This is a genomic window from Lewinella sp. LCG006 (assembly GCF_040784935.1).
GTDB lineage: Bacteria > Bacteroidota > Bacteroidia > Chitinophagales > Saprospiraceae > Lewinella.
This window is the reverse complement of the sequence record NZ_CP160680.1, coordinates 6,651,403-6,666,987: the sequence shown is the minus strand read 5'-3', so window position 1 is coordinate 6,666,987 and position 15,585 is coordinate 6,651,403. Positions and strand designations below refer to the sequence as shown.

The window sequence follows — 15,585 nt, the reverse complement described above, 5'->3', positions numbered from 1 at the left end:
TCTAAGGGTGAAAACGTTGTCAACGCAAAACTTATCACCGCCTACCGAAAAACATCGGAAAGCAAAAGAATAGAAAATGAAAAATTGGATTTTCCTTTTATTGGCTCTGCCACTGATTACATTTAGCTGTCGAAAAGACACTGACATCATTACTACTACCGGTACGGAATACCAGCCACCTATCGTAATTGTCACGGCAGATCTTGCCGGACAAGTTGTTGATTTGAATGGCGTCGGGATCGATAATGCTATGGTGCGCTTGGGGAGCCAAGTTGCTGTTACCAATGCTGAAGGTCTCTACCAATTCCGCAGCGTACAGATGAATGCCAAGGGGGCCTATGTTACCGTTACAAAAGCGGGCTATTTTCTGGGTTCTGATCGCTTTTATCCCGCCAATGGTTCTCGTAATACCAATCGGATTCAATTGCTTCCCAAAACTTTAGCAGGAACCGTAACGGGCAGCCAGGGAGGCACTATTGAGGTTCAGGATGCTCGAATAGAGCTGCCTGCCAACAGTGTGGTTAACCCACAAGGTCAGGTCGTAACAGGCCAGGTCGAAGTCTATGCTCAGTGGCTTGATCCAACAGATGAAAACCTTGGCGACTTTATGCCTGGTGGTTTGTTTGGTGTAAATGAAGCTGGACAGGAGGTGACCATGACTTCCATGGGGATGTTGGCCGTAGAACTGTACGACCAGTCTGGTAATAAACTACAAATAGCTCCTGGCCGTAAGGCAATGTTGAGCTATCCTATCCCTGCGGAACTTCGCTCTATTGCTCCAACAGAAATTCCGCTCTGGTATTTTGATGAAACCGATGGCGTTTGGATTGAAGATGGTAAAGCCATTATGGATGGTGACTTCTACTATGGTGAAGTAAGCCACTTTACTTTCTGGAATGTTGATTTCCCTTATGGTACAGAGACCATTGACATCACTGGTTGTGTCCAATTCGAGGACGGATCATCTGCTTCATTTGAATCCTTTACGGTTGCCGTAGAAGGTCAGGGTTCGATTATTTGGGGAAGAACGGATGATGCTGGTCATTTTTACGGCCCAGTGCCTGCTGGCGAAGTCTTGAATTTTTACTTCAGTAATCCATGTGGAGGAGGCCAGGTAGTTTCTGTAGGACCATTTACTGCTGACACTGACTTGTCGGAGTGCTTAACCTTACAAAGTCCTTCTGATGCTACTATTAGCGGCCAGGTGGTTGATTGTAATGGTGATGGTGTTGACGGAGCTATCGTCATGCTTAATCACAACATCTGGTATTATTCAGAAGTAGTAATAGCTGATGAGAATGGTTTCTTTGAGTATACTTACCTAGGTTGTACGAGTACCGAGTTAAATATTGTGGTTTACGATTTTGATAACCTTGAGTCTTCAGAACCTGCTAGCTACACCTTAACGGATGACCTTGATATTGGTACGATTGCGGCTTGTGGTGTAGTTTTAGAGAGTTTCCTGAGCAGTGATGCCAATGGTACATTACTTGATTTTGTTGATCTTACTTTATCGATTGATACGATTGAGCTTTCTCCCGATAGCATTATCTTCGAAACTTACAGTGTCATTAGTGGCCGTGGTTTTGACACAAATAATAGCCAGCATCAGATTACTTTGTACCTGAACGAACTTGGAGTTGGATCTTACACTGGCATAGATGTGGGATACAACTATAATCAATATGAGAGCCCCATTGGTGGTGGTATGTTCTTGTACTGTTACCCTCCTTGTGGTAGTGTAACGGTGAATATTACCAATAACGAAGGCCCAGGAGGGTTCTTGGAAGGTAATTATTCAGGAACTTCAAATGGCTATGAAGGTACACAACAACAGACGCAGCAATTAATTGATGTGCCAGTGAGTGGAACGTTCCGAGTGCGAATTCCTGACTAGTGAGCTGATGAATAGATAAGCGAAGAGAATATCTTTTAGCTTAAAGAGATAAAACGCATCTAATAATTTATGACGGAAAGCGAAATCATTCGCGGGTGTCAACGAGGAAAAGCGAAGTACCAGAAAGCACTGGTGCTTCGCTACTCGCCCATGATGATGACCGTAGCGCGACGCTACTGCCGTGATGATCATGCTGCTAAAGATGTACTGCAAGAAGCGTTTATTCGCATTTTTCGGGCGATTGAAAGGTACCAGGAAACGGGTTCTTTCGCGGCGTGGTTGCGCAGGATAGTCATCAACATCGCCTTGCAATCCAAAGACAAAGCTGCTTATCAGCGAGAGCAAGCCGGTTTGGAAGAGATCACACATCCTTTGGTTGCTCCCAATGTGATTCAGCAATTAGGTGCGGAAGAACTGATCGCTTTGATACAGCAGTTGCCCGATGGTTTTCGGGATGTTTTTAATTTATACGTTGTAGAAGGTTACGCACACGATGAAATTGCAGATATACTTGGAATTGCTCCCGGTACATCTCGCTCACAGTTGGTACGTGCGCGGCAAAAATTGCAGGCCATGATTTTACAACAAGAAAAGGAGACTTATGTCAAACGAGTTGGATAAGCACATTGGAGAAACGCTGGGGCGATACGAATCTAGCGTAGATGCGGAGGCGCTTTGGCAGGCTGTCAAGCCTCCCAAGAAGCGTAAGCCATGGCTGTGGTTATTGTTACTGGCTGGAGTGATAGCAGTTGCTGGAGGTCTTTGGACTTGGTCTGCTATGAAGGAGCAAGATCAAGTAGTGGAAGATGCTCCTGCTATGGTTGATCATACGTTGCTCTCTACCGAAACAGACACCGTACTTTCCACATTGGAAAGCGGGGAAGAAGTTGCAGCTATTCAAAGTCAGCAGCCTACTATTTCGGATCCGATAAATAGCTCAGTAGAAACGGAAAATACAAAACAATTCTCCCCAGCGACTTACATGACTAAGGCTGCTGAAGAAAAAGAAATAACTACCGACGGTATTACGGTGGCTGATAAGTTGTCTACCCGTCATGGGGAACCTAAAGAGGTGGAAATTGACCAAGCCGTAGCAGATTTGTCTATAGAAGATAAGACAATCGTGAATTCTTCTGAGCAATCGGAGGAAGCTGCAATGGTATGGTCACCTATCGAAAACCCTCTATTGGAGACGGACACCCGTAAGGAGAGGTCATTTGCGCTAACACCAGCCATCAAGACGTTGGTCTTTGGTGTGGAGCATGTTGGCAAGAACAATGAATTGATAATGGCTATACCAGCCACATCAGCTTACCGCCGGAGTAAGAATAGCCCGTTTTTTGCTCAAATTGATGTCGCCTACTTTGGCCTTCAGCGCGAACTTGAAAGCAAGGATTCGCTGGCCGGGGATTGGGCGAGTGATAGAACGAATTCCGAGGAATTGCTGGAAGGTGTAAGTGCTGATCTCAGTTTTGGCTATCGTAGTCAGCGTGGCTGGCAAGTCAGAGGAGGTTTGGGCTACACTCAAATTAACACCCTTTTTGGAAATACAGTAACTACCCAGACCGTGGACTCAGTAGAGGGGTTACAGGTGTTGATTTACAATGCAGACAATTCGGTAGATTCGATTATGGGGCAGATTGCTTATTACGAAACGACTACCCGACTTAAGCAAACCTACAATAGTATTCGACAGTGGGAACTGCCAATTTTGGCGGGTTACAATTTTGAGTTAGGACGTTTGACTTTACTGGCGGAAGCCGGTGTGCGGCTACAGCTTGATCGCAGCTGGGAAGGTACGGTCTTTAACCAGGACATGGAAAGTAATTTTCAGGATTTGTCGACGACAGATTGGTACCGAACCGGCTTGGGGGTAAGTTTACAAGGCGGCTTACAGCTAGCGTACCCTATTACGTCAAAGATTGACATCCTGGCAGGAGGTAGTGTACGTTATAATTTACAGGACTTTTCCAGTGATGCGTCTCCTTTTGTTGAACGTTATCAGCTCTTGGGTGGGCAGCTCGGTTTGCGCTATCGGTTTTAATTAGTGCGCAGGCTTTTAGGCCGGAGCACGGGGACCGGATACCGATGGAAGATCGGGCAAGGACGAGGGATGGGCAGCTGCTCTGCTCCGTCCTCCGTATCGTCGGGTTTTATACCCGACTACGGAGCACGGAGCAGCGCGACAGATAACCCGGTGCCTTTTCCCGTTCCTACTAGAAAAGTCGGGACGGGAAAAGGCATTGCCCCAGAATTAAACCTTAGCCACCCTACGTTTCGGACGGCGAACCTTCAGGCGTAGCAGCAGCACAAGGCTGAGCAGAAAAAAGACCCCCAGCACTAAAATGCTGTTGCGGATATTGCCCGTAATCAGTTCGGCCAAACCAAAGATAAAGGTGCCTGAAACGATGGCTACTTTTTCTAAAACATCATAAAAGCTAAAATAGGAGGTAGTGTCTTCTGTGTTTTCTGGGAGCAACTTGGAATAGGTAGAGCGGGAGAGCGACTGAATTCCACCCATGACCAAACCTACCGCTCCGGCTATATAGTAAAATTCTGCTTTCCCCTCAACGAAATAAGCAGAAAGACAGATGGCAATCCAGATGATTAGCATACTCGCGAGGCTAAAAACATTACCTCGAAATTCAGAAATCAGCGCAAAAAGATAAGCACCGCCAATAGCGACAATCTGTAGAATCAATACCACATAAATCAGCTCTTCAGCGGCGAAAGCAAGTTCTTTTTCAGCAAAAACCGAAGCTAGGTACAAGATGGTTTGAACGCCCATACTGTAGCAAAAAAAGCTGTAGAGAAAGCGCTTTACTTCTTGTTGGTGCTTAAGGTCTTTCCACACTTTTTTTATTTCCTGGTAGCCTTGTTTGGCCATGGTGCTGATCTTGTCGCTTCCGCGCCGCTGATCCTTAGGCAATCTGCGAAAAGGAATCTGTGAAAACCCAATCCACCATAGTCCTACCATCGCGAAAGAGATTCTCGCGGGCAGGGTGTCTTCGGCCGGAAGGCCAAAGAATTGTGGCTTGAGAATCATAATCAGGTTGATGATCAGCAGCAATACACTGCCGACGTAACCGAAGGCAAATCCACGGGCACTCACCCGATCATACATGTCCTCCGTAGCGATATCAGGTAAGTAGCTGTTGTAAAAAACCAGGCCACCTGCAAAGCCTATCATGGCCATGATAAAGCCAATGGTTCCTACCCACAAGGTGGACATACCATTGAACCACAGGAGAGATAGACAGCCAACCGCGCCGAAGGTGGTAAAAAACTTCAAAAACCACATTTTCCGTCCTCCCGCATCAGCAATGCCTGATAGCCAGGGAGAAACCAGGGCAATTAGAATATAGGCTGCCGAAATAGCAAAGGCAAACAGACTGCTGTTGGAAACCTCTAAGGAGCCAATAAGGATGACATCGTTGGTGACACTCAAAAAGTAAGGAGGGAAAATGGCAACGGTAATAACGAGGGCAAAAGCAGAGTTGGCCCAGTCAAACATCGCCCAACCATTGATGGTTCTGGGATTGTTTTTGATTGCAGGTGCCGCGTCCGGCGTATCCAGTATATCCATTTAGATGGGTGGTTTAATGTGAGGTGTTTTTTAAATAAGTGCCTCATCATTAGTGAATTGTAGTATATCAAACCTCTCTTTATTAAGGTACGAGGTGCATGGTACTTGGTATAATATCGAATTCGGGATTGAAAAATCCTTATACCCTATACTAGGTACCTAATACCGTGAGGTTTAGGATCGTCAAGATACAAGAATCTTCATAATTGGTTTGCTTATTAAAAACACTTACCTTTCCCGCCAATATGAACATCGGAATTCTATCTCGTAGCACGGAACTCTATTCTACGCGCAGCCTCTACAGAGCGGGCAAGCGAAGGGGGCATGCTATGCACGTGATTGACCACACACGGTGCAGCTTGATGATAGACGCAGCGGAACCCAATATTTTTTATCAATCGAAGCCCCTTGATTTCCTTGATGCGGTTATTCCTCGAATAGGTGCCAGTGTTACAGGCCTCGGAGCTGCAGTCATCAATCAGTTTGAACTCATGGGGATTGTCAGCCCAACGAGCCCTGAGGCTCTTCAATTGGCGCGAGATAAATTAAGGAGTTTTCAAACTTTAGTTCAACATCAAATACCTGTTCCCAAAACCTTTATGATCAATCCTTCTGAAGACCTGAAAGAGATTGTCGAGAAATTAGGAGGATTTCCAGTAGTAGTGAAAATGCTGGAAAGTACCCATGGCGAAGGGGTAGAACTAGCCCATAATGCTTGGAGCTTGCAACGAATAATGTCGGAATTTTTTCGCTATGAAAACCGACTGCTCATGCAGGAGTACATCGCGGAAGCAAGAGGGGCCGATACGCGCGTATTAGTGGTCGATGGACAGATAATTGCCAGTATGCGCAGGCAAGCCAAGCCCGGAGAGTTTCGCTCTAATTTACACCGAGGAGCAAGCTCCATAGCCATTCAATTGAAACCAGAAGAAGAAAATTTGGTGAAAGAGGTAGTCAGGGTGTTGAATATTGAAGTAGCAGGAGTGGACTTACTACCTTCTTCCCAGGGGCCATTGGTGATGGAAGTAAATGCTAGTCCGGGCTTAGAAGGAATTGAAGGAACTACGGGTAAAGATGTTGCTGGTGCCATCATCCGATTGGTAGAAAAGAAGGTAAAAGCGAATAAAAGGAAAGATTGAATTTTATGAAAATTCTTGAAACCACGGTAGCACCGGGGAAAAAACAACTGATAAAAATACCGGTAGGGCAGCTTCCGAGTGGAAATACGATCATCGTTACAGCACACGTTTTTCGGTCTAAAAAGCCTGGTCCCACGGTATTGTTTTTGGCGGGTGTTCACGGCGATGAAATCAATGGGATGGAGATCATCCGGCAAGCCATTGAGAGTGGAATATTTGAAAACTTGAGGGCAGGTAATGTTATTGCTATTCCGATTCTTAACACTTATGGCTTTATTAATTTCTCCCGGGAAGTACCCGACGGGAAGGATGTAAATCGCTCGTTTCCAGGAACAAAAACAGGATCATTAGCTTCTCGTGTAGCCTTTGCCATTCATAAACATATTCTCCCATTAATTGATTTTGGCGTTGATTTTCATACGGGGGGTAGAAGTAATTACAATTACCCTCAAATTCGATACACGGTAGGGGATGAAAAGGCCAGCGAGTTGGCCGAAATTTTTGGCGCACCCTTGCGTATTGCCTACGGCACTTTAAGAAAATCACTGAGGAAAGTGGCACTTGATAAACATCAGGTACCGATTTTGGTATTTGAAGGGGGGGAGAATCAGCGCTATGATGGTCTGAGTATCCAGCATGGTTTGGCTGGAATCCGCCGTATTTTGCAATACTACAAGATGATTTCAGGAGAATACTTGCCCAAAGAAGGACATTCTTTTAACAAGACCAGCTGGTTGAGAGCAGCTCGAGGTGGCTTGTTTCAATGGATGAAATCATCGGGAAGCTGGGTAGCGAAAGGGGAACCCTTAGGCTTTATTAGTGACCCTCAGGGAGTGAAGCCAGCCAGGTATATTCACGCCCGTGCCGATGCCTATATTATCGGGCACAACAATACGCCTGTCGTCAGTCAAGGAGATGCTTTGTTTCATCTAGCTTACCGAGAGTAAATTAGAAGTGGAGGGGGTGAAACTTCACTTGGCCTAAAGTATTCCATTGCAATGCTGGAGCAGGAATTTTGATCACATTCAGAATGCTCAATGCTGACCTGAGCAGGGGCCTTTTGGTGGGTATTTTCTTTAAATTAATATCAAAAGAGAGATAAAGCTGACGATAACGGGGATAGTCCGCTTCCGGAAGCACAAAACTATTACCCTGGTCATCCGACCAAGTGTTGGAAAACCCACCGTAGAGATTTTCCGAACCATACCCCACCGCTATATTCAACCACGCTGGCCAGCGGCTTTCCGGGGCAAAAGCTTTCGGGCTTACGCTGGCCCAAATCGTCATCGTATTATAGTCTTTGAGAAACCGCTCGGCAATAGAAGAACCGTAAAGTTCTAAATGGCGCATTCGGAGGCTACTCGTTGCTTCTCCATTGGTGCTCAGCAGGGGAGTGGAGGAGGGGAGCCGACGGTTGAAGGAAATTTTTAAAAGAATCCGCTGCTCTTCCCACAAGCTTTCTTGAGTGACAAATAAGCCCATCCCCAGCGCATTGAATCCCATATCTGACCAAGAGAAGCCCCATTCGGCTGAATAGCCATCCATGACTTCAAGGGTACTCTGTAAAAACATGCTTATTCCTCCGGCTAACCAGAGCGAACGCTTTTTGTCTAATCCCGTCCAACGCGCACCATCGTACAACCAACGGGCTTCGGAATAAGTGGTTAGAAAATGTCCCGCCTTGTCCATTTGTTGCCATTCACGGGCATCATTGAAGGTTCTAAATTTGGTCAGTTCATAATCTTTGTACCAGGTCTGGTATAAACCATAAGCAGCACCACTATAAATAATGGCTCCTGCACCAATCGTTCCCCAAAAACGTTGCTTGTTCAAGGTGTCGGATGGTGTCATCCATTGCCAGGAATGTTGCGCAAAGGCAGAAGTGCTGAAAGCAACCCACAGGAGAAGTGAAACTAGAAGTCGTTGATCCATAGTGTAAAGTTAGAAACAAAGGTGGAGAGTACTCGTTTATTCCTAGATCAAATGCTTAAATTATCGCCATGAATACAGTCATTGAAAAAAAGTTAGGTGTCGTACTCTTAGCTGCCGGAGAGGCCAGCAGAATGGGAATGCCCAAACAGCTTTTGGTTCACCAGAAAGAGCCCTTAATTCGGCATATGGCTAAATTGTTGTTGAAATTACATCAGCCGGTAGCTGTGGTCTTGGGGGCTCGGGCGGGTTTAATTCAACCAGTAATAGAAGACCTACCGCTCCAGGTACTCATCAATGAAAATTGGAAACTCGGTATGGGAACTTCCGTTTCCATGGGAGTAGAGGTGTTTAGAGCAATGGATGGCATTTTGTTTTGTGTTGTCGATCAGCCTTATTTAGATGAAAAACTATTGCGAAATTTTATGGAAGCTTTCGATGAATTGAAAGAAGGTGATCATGGAATGCTTACTTCTCGCTATAAAAACGGACAATTAGGGGTGCCTGCGTTATTTGGCAAGGTGTGGTTTGATGAGTTGGGTAGCGTCTCGCCAGAGGAAGGCGCTCGGAAAATTATTAAAAGAGAACAAAACCAACTGATAGCTATTGATTTTCCAGAAGGTTTATTTGACCTGGATCGACCAGCAGATTGGGACGAATTTCGAAAAAAGTAGGTGGAACTTTGGCGTAGTATTGGATGCTCTCAAGTGATTATTCGTTTTTTTTGATAAAAAAACCGAAAAAACAGGGAGTAAAATAGCAATAAAGTAGTGATTTTATTACAGCCGATTAGTCTATTTTTAGATGTATTTATTTGATTGTCAGGTTTTTGTGGTTTTTAGTGTTGGATTTATTTATCCAGTACGAATCTCAAATGTACTTCATCCCAGCTGATTCTTACCGCATATTTGTATTGTCAACAGGAGAAAAGGTGTTGATGAGGAAGTGAAAAGCTTCTTGAATTCTCGAAGGAGAGTTGCCCAAACAAATAAGCATGACTACGAAAGGTTGAAAAACACCTGTTAATAACAAATTATAATCCCATGACTTATTTGTCTTTCAAGATCAATTATAATCTCATGAAGTTTTAGGAACATCAATGGATGTTTCGTTTTTTGGTATGTAGATAGCCTCTCAAAGCTCTTTTTCAAACCGGTTGGTAATCCCAGCCGGTTTTTTTTATGCTTATGCTCAAGCGTAAATCTTAGCCGAATCTTTTCGAATCCTTCCTTCCATTCTTTTCGTAGGCACTGTTCGCTGAACGTGGTTTACGAAAGGGCAGTTGCTTTGTTACATTTTTTGGGAATAAAATAGACAGTTTATGTTGCTATATTTCAGGCACTATCGCTTTTTAAGTGCTTTTTCTAAAAAAATAAAGGCTTGAAATCTCAAAAAAATAGGTTTATAAATACAGTGAGGTGGATTGTAATTTGATTTAAATGATTGATTTGTAATTGATTGTATTTGTGGACGATATTAGTTTTAATCCAGTACGAATCTCAAATGTACTTCGTCTCGGCTTATTCTTGCTGCATATTTGTATTGTCAACAGGAAGAAAGGTGTTGATGAGGAAGTGAAAAGCTTCTTGAATTCTCGAAGGAGAGTTGCCCAAACAAATAAGCATGATTACAAAAGGTTGAAAAACACCTGTTAATAACAAATTATAATCCCATGACTTATTTGTCTTTCAAGATCAATTATAATCTCATGAAGTTTTAGGAACATCAATGGATGTTTCGTTTTTTGGTATGTAGATAGCCTCTCAAAGCTCTTTTTTCGAACCGGTTGGTATTCCAACCGGTTTTTTTTGTTTATGTTTCGGCTCTAACGCAAATGTACGTATAATTCATAATATGAAAAAGCATTTAGTAGCCCCTTCACTTTTAGCAGCAGACTTTCTCCATTTAGGTGCTGCCATTGATTTGGTTAACGAAAGTTTAGCAGATTGGTTTCACTTGGATGTGATGGACGGTCAGTTTGTCCCCAATATTTCTTACGGTATGCCCGTCATCGAGGCGATCAACCGTCAGGCAACCAAGCCTTTAGACGTTCACTTGATGATTGAGCAACCTGAAAAATATATTTCTACTTTTCGTGAAATAGGTGCGGAGGTGATCACCGTTCATTACGAAACTTGTCCCCACTTGCATCGTACGGTTCAGCAAATTAAAGAAACTGGGGCAAAGGCGGGGGTAGCGCTTAATCCTCATACCCCCGTTTCGTTGCTTACGGACTTGATTGAGGACATTGATTTGGTACTGATTATGTCTGTCAACCCCGGCTTTGGCGGACAAAAGTTCATCTACCAAAGTATTCCTAAAATCAGGGCGCTGAAGGATTTGATAACCACCCGCAATGCCAAGACGGTGATTGAAGTAGATGGAGGTATTGGCCTGCAGAATGCGCAGGAAGTGTTGGCTGCCGGAGCGGATGTACTCGTAGCTGGGAGCAGTGTTTTCAAGGCAGCAAACCCCAAGCAGGCAATTGAGCAATTGAAAGCTGTAGGGCACGAGGTGAATAAATTTATCTAGTTTTCTGGTAGCAGACAATTTCTCTGCTTTTCTCTTTCTACCTTTGGGGGCCGGGGTGCTTTTGCTCTTCGGGCTACTCAGTAATTACCTAAAAGGAATATGCGATTAATTCTTCTTACCGCGCTGGTATTTTTTCAGCTTAGTCTTGGACTTATTGCACAAAATGAAAGAGCTACGGTCACGGGTGTTGTGACGGACGCCATTTCGGAGCAAGCCATTGATTTAGTGACGGTTTATGTAAAAGGCAGCAATACCGCAACGGAAACGGCAAGCAATGGTCGCTACAGCTTGGTGGTACCCGCTAATGAAAAGTTTGTTTTGGTATTTTCTCGCATTGGTTACCAGGAGGGGAGTACTGAATTAGGGCCTCTGCCCGCACGTTCAAACCAGCAGATAGATGTCAATCTGGCACCTTCAGAGAGTGAAATTGAAGTGATCGTGCGCGAGAGCAAGATTGAGGAAGGCGGTATGGTGCGGGAAGACATGGAACAACTCAAACTGCTGCCCACAACCACTGGCAACCTGGAGAGTGTATTGCCCCACATCGCACTGGGCGTAAGCAGCGGAACAGGAGGAGAATTGAGCAGCCAGTACAACGTACGTGGTGGTAATTACGATGAAAATCTCGTGTATGTCAATGATTTTGAAATCTACCGCCCTCAACTGGTGCGAGCTGGACAGCAAGAAGGACTGACTTTTGCCAACATGGACCTCATCCGAGATCTTTCCTTTTCCTCCGGTGGTTTCGAGGCACGCTATGGTGATAAACTATCGAGTGTGCTGGACATCAAATACAAGCGGCCCGATGAGCTCAGAGGCTCTGTTGGGTTAAGTTTTCTGGGAGGTTCTGCCCACTTGGAAGGAAGTGTAGCACCTAAGAAGGATTCCTATCGCCGCTTACGTTTTCTTGTCGGCACCCGTTATAAAGATACGAGGTATTTGCTGGGGTCACTAGATGTGTCCGGTGAGTATACCCCTAGTTTTACCGATATCCAGGCTTATGTGACCTATGATTTGAGCAGAGACTGGCAGCTAGGGGTGCTTGGTAACTTCAATCAGAGTATCTACCGTTTCCAACCTACGCAAAGAAGCACTGGTTTTGGTTTGATCAACCTGGCCTTGCAGCTCTTCAGCGTTTTTGAAGGTCAGGAGGTCAATGAATTCACTACGCAGATGGGAGGTTTGAGCCTTACCTACTTGCCAGATCGTAGTGTTAATCCATTTTTTCTTAAGTTTTTAGCTTCCTCTTTTCGCAGCGACGAAAATGAGCGGATTGATGTCATCGGGCGTTACAGCCTTCGTCAAATCGATAGTAACCTGGGAAGTGATAATTTTGGCGAGGTCCTGGCAGAACTTGGTGCAGGCACGCAACAGCAATACATCCGCAACTTCCTGGATATCCAGCTTTATAATGCGGAAGTCAAAGGTGGTTTGGAAGTACAGAAAGGCAATGAAGAAGTAGACGCTTCCCACTTTTTTCAATTCAGCGTCAAAGCTCAGCACGAACGGATTGATGATATGATCAATGAGTGGGAACGCCTCGACTCGGCGGGCTACAGCTTGCCTTACGATACGTCGGCGGTCTTGTTGTTCTCTACCCTGAAAACCAGTAACCAACTGCGTTCTTTGCGTTTTTCCGGCTTTCTGCAAGACACTTATACCTGGCGTAAAGACGACAAGGGAGAGTTGCGCCTTTCCGCTGGAGTGCGCGCCAACTACTGGGATTTGAATCAGGAACTTTTGATTTCCCCTCGTGTACAATTATTGTACAAACCCCTGGGTAGCAAACGCGATATCAGCTATCGTCTGGCCAGTGGCTTGTACTACCAGGCACCTTTCTACCGCGAGATGAGAGCTTTCAATGGCCAGGTCAATACCGATTTACTGGCCCAAAAATCCTTTCACGTTGTGGGCGGCTTTACCCTTGATTTTTATTTGGGCAAAGCCAATCCCAAGAAATTCCGCTTCATTACCGAAGCTTATTATAAAGAACTGTGGGACCTGGTGAGTTACGAGATTGAAAATGTAAGGATTCGTTACAGTGGTCTCAATAACGCACAAGGGTACGCCATGGGGCTGGATATGCGCCTCAATGGGGAGTTTGTCCCAGGTGCTGAAAGCTGGATAAATCTCTCCTTATTAAGGACACGCGAGCGCCTGGATGATGTCACGCACTTGCGCAGGGAACTGAACGTTGAAGAAGCTGTGGAAGTCAAAGATGTTCCTCGCCCTACAGATCGGCTGATGCAGTTGAGTATGTTCTTTCAGGATTACCTGAAAACGAATGAGAATATCAAGATGCATCTCAATCTCACAGTAGGTAGTGGCCTACCTTATGGTCTGCTGGGCAACAACGAAGTCTACCGCAACACTTACCGCTTCAACCCTTACCACCGGGTAGATATTGGCTTTGGTTTTTTACTGTTTGATGAAAAACGCCGTGCCAAACGTCCTAATCATTTCCTCCGTTTTACACAAACCACCTGGCTTAATCTGGAAATCTTTAACCTCCTTCAGGTACAGAACCAAGCAGGAAATACCTGGGTGAAGACCGTCTTCAACCAGCAGTACGCTATCCCGAATTACCTCACTTCACGACGGATCAATTTGCGCTTGAAGATGGATTTTTAGGTTTTTTGAACCACATGAGGCTCATAAGGGCACATAAGGTTTTTCAGGGGTTCTGCTCGGCAGGTAGCCTACCGGGTAGGGAGGCTCGGTCCTGTCTCAGGGAGGAAGGACGGCGTGATTGGGAGGTCGGTTTAGTCTTTTGCTTTACAGGAGGCTATTTCAGCGGATCTATTCCCGTCATCTGCCAGTGACCTAAAGCAATAGGGATGTTACCAATTGAATTGAGTTGGTCAAAGAAGTTTTTTAACTCGAACGTATTTCCCTGGGCTTCCTGGATGCGAGCATAATCGGCCAGTGCATTTTCGACCAAATACTTACCTGTGATGTAGCTGGTGCCGTAGCCGGGTTGGCGAAGGTAGAGGTGTTGCTCAAAGATGAGTAAATCTTTCTCTGTTTTCATCCAACCCCTGGGGGTATATTCCGAGTGGATGCCGCCCGCTTCTTCCATCGTCATCTCGTTGGCGTGGGCGTAGAGCGACCCCAAGCCACGTGCTGCACGCTGAGCGATCATGATGTAGACGATCTCACGCACGCGAGGGTTATCATCATAGAGGCCAGCTTGCATAAACAGCTCTTCTACGGCAGTGGCTATTCCTTCATTCCGAGAATCAAAAATATTGTACAATAAAGGTCCTCGCCGTACCGGGCTGGTATTGGGTTCCTTTTCCATCCGTGCCAACTCAAACCAATGGTAGAAATGGGAATAGAGCGGGCGTGGATCATAATGTGCGGTAATCCAAAAGAAGTTTCTTTGTTCGCTAGGGATAAAGCTACCCAGGTGTTCTCGCAGGGCAGGCTCAAAATAATCTTTGACACTCACTATCTGATCATCCGCTAAAAACTTCATCAGGCTTTGGGCTGAAAGCTCAGCCAGTGCAGCATAGGCTTCTGGGCTATCTGCGGCGGTGAGTGGGGGTAAATTGCGGTTGCGATGCTCTTCCAATTTGAGGGAAGACCAGGCGCGAGCCAGTTCTCTTTTTAAAATCATGACCTCGTCGTCCCAGGTCAGGGGTACGAGGTGGACATTTTTTAGGTACCAAGTGTAGTTTTCCTTGCCAATACCCGAAGGACCCGTTTTAGTCTTGGCTTCCTCTTCCAACCAGCTGACCAACTTATCCGTAGATGCGATGGCAGCCTGGATTGCTTTTACTAAATCGTTGTGATCTTGCACGCCTTCCTGTTCCAGCAAGCGGTTCAAAACCATGCTTTGCCCCCGAATATCGCGGATACCGGTGACCCATAGGTCACGAGCATTTCCCGTCAGATTCTTCTGTGCTTGTGCATTTAGTGGAGGAATCACTTGGAGGTCGCTGATGAGGCGAATTTTTTCGGCCTCGGTCAACGGGAAATCGTAAGTCCAAAGTTCGGTAGTAGCATGGTGGGTAGGCCCTTCGTGAGCGGGCACATCACTACGGTACGTCCATACTGTTTTATAAAAAGCGGGATCACGTGCCCAGGGTTGAAGGATGCGGTGATTGAAATCGTAGCCATTCATTTCTGCCCAGACAATGCGGTAATCTACTTGCTGGGCGATGGTCCATCCATTTGTATCAATAGAGAGGAGTCTTTGCTGAAGCGCCTTAAACGCTGGCTGCCGTTTGGTGAAAGTCGCTGCGGTATAGTCGGGCGCACCGTTCAACCGAGGAGGTGTTTCGAAAGCTCGCCACTCGGTAAAGAGAGAGGTGAGTTGTTCGTAAGTGCTTGTTGTTTGCTGGCCCTGTACTATTAGAGAAGACAATAAAAAACAGCTAATCAGGAGTACCTTAAAGGTGTAGGGTATTGGATGAACATTCATAAAGGTAGGCTTGATAGTTGTGATTGTTAAATTAGGAGGACGAGGGGTGATAGCAGCGCAGTGGACAGCCTAGTAC

11 protein-coding genes are annotated in these 15,585 nt (G+C 45.5%); 8 read left to right on the top strand and 3 right to left on the bottom strand.

The window, feature by feature from the left end:
- The first annotated feature begins 76 nt into the window (after positions 1-76).
- The 3 genes from AB0L18_RS24380 (at position 77) to AB0L18_RS24370 (ending at position 3,941) form a co-directional block, all read left to right on the top strand.
- A complete protein-coding gene (locus AB0L18_RS24380) occupies positions 77-1,897 on the top strand; it encodes a carboxypeptidase-like regulatory domain-containing protein (protein WP_367389935.1) in 1,821 nt (606 codons plus the stop codon).
- 69 nt (positions 1,898-1,966) lie between these two features.
- Positions 1,967-2,518 carry an RNA polymerase sigma factor gene (locus AB0L18_RS24375; RefSeq protein ID WP_367389934.1) on the top strand — a complete coding sequence of 184 codons (552 nt, stop codon included), beginning with the start codon at positions 1,967-1,969 and terminating at the stop codon, positions 2,516-2,518.
- Positions 2,499-3,941 (top strand): hypothetical protein, encoded by a 1,443-nt coding sequence (locus AB0L18_RS24370; protein WP_367389933.1) that lies wholly within the window; start codon positions 2,499-2,501, stop codon positions 3,939-3,941. The genes AB0L18_RS24375 and AB0L18_RS24370 overlap by 20 nt, the downstream gene beginning before the upstream one ends.
- A gap of 210 nt (positions 3,942-4,151) precedes the next feature.
- Here the strand turns inward: AB0L18_RS24370 and AB0L18_RS24365 are convergent, their stop codons facing one another.
- Positions 4,152-5,483, bottom strand: coding sequence for an MFS transporter (locus AB0L18_RS24365; protein WP_367389932.1), 1,332 nt, complete (start codon positions 5,481-5,483; stop codon positions 4,152-4,154).
- Positions 5,484-5,728: 245 nt separating this feature from the next.
- Between AB0L18_RS24365 and AB0L18_RS24360 the strand changes: the two genes are divergently transcribed.
- Both AB0L18_RS24360 and AB0L18_RS24355 read left to right on the top strand, forming a co-directional pair.
- A complete protein-coding gene (locus tag AB0L18_RS24360) occupies positions 5,729-6,622 on the top strand; it encodes a RimK family alpha-L-glutamate ligase (RefSeq protein WP_367389931.1) in 894 nt (297 codons plus the stop codon).
- Between the two features lie 5 nt (positions 6,623-6,627).
- The gene (locus AB0L18_RS24355) at positions 6,628-7,569 is read left to right on the top strand and encodes a succinylglutamate desuccinylase/aspartoacylase family protein (RefSeq protein ID WP_367389930.1); all 942 of its coding nucleotides are present in this window, start codon (positions 6,628-6,630) and stop codon (positions 7,567-7,569) included.
- A gap of 1 nt (position 7,570) precedes the next feature.
- Here the strand turns inward: AB0L18_RS24355 and AB0L18_RS24350 are convergent, their stop codons facing one another.
- Positions 7,571-8,554 carry a DUF2279 domain-containing protein gene (locus AB0L18_RS24350; protein ID WP_367389929.1) on the bottom strand — a complete coding sequence of 328 codons (984 nt, stop codon included), beginning with the start codon at positions 8,552-8,554 and terminating at the stop codon, positions 7,571-7,573.
- A 68-nt stretch (positions 8,555-8,622) separates the two neighbouring features.
- Between AB0L18_RS24350 and AB0L18_RS24345 the strand changes: the two genes are divergently transcribed.
- From AB0L18_RS24345 to AB0L18_RS24335, 3 genes are all read left to right on the top strand, one after another.
- Positions 8,623-9,225 (top strand): NTP transferase domain-containing protein, encoded by a 603-nt coding sequence (locus AB0L18_RS24345; protein WP_367389928.1) that lies wholly within the window; start codon positions 8,623-8,625, stop codon positions 9,223-9,225.
- A gap of 1,180 nt (positions 9,226-10,405) precedes the next feature.
- Complete coding sequence (gene rpe / locus AB0L18_RS24340; RefSeq protein WP_367389927.1) at positions 10,406-11,083, top strand: ribulose-phosphate 3-epimerase; 678 nt, start codon at positions 10,406-10,408, stop codon at positions 11,081-11,083.
- Between the two features lie 99 nt (positions 11,084-11,182).
- The gene (locus tag AB0L18_RS24335; protein ID WP_367389926.1) at positions 11,183-13,714 is read left to right on the top strand and encodes a carboxypeptidase-like regulatory domain-containing protein; all 2,532 of its coding nucleotides are present in this window, start codon (positions 11,183-11,185) and stop codon (positions 13,712-13,714) included.
- A 154-nt stretch (positions 13,715-13,868) separates the two neighbouring features.
- Here AB0L18_RS24335 and AB0L18_RS24330 read toward each other — a convergent pair whose 3' ends face one another.
- Positions 13,869-15,509 carry a hypothetical protein gene (locus AB0L18_RS24330; RefSeq protein WP_367389925.1) on the bottom strand — a complete coding sequence of 547 codons (1,641 nt, stop codon included), beginning with the start codon at positions 15,507-15,509 and terminating at the stop codon, positions 13,869-13,871.
- Positions 15,510-15,585 lie beyond the last annotated feature (76 nt).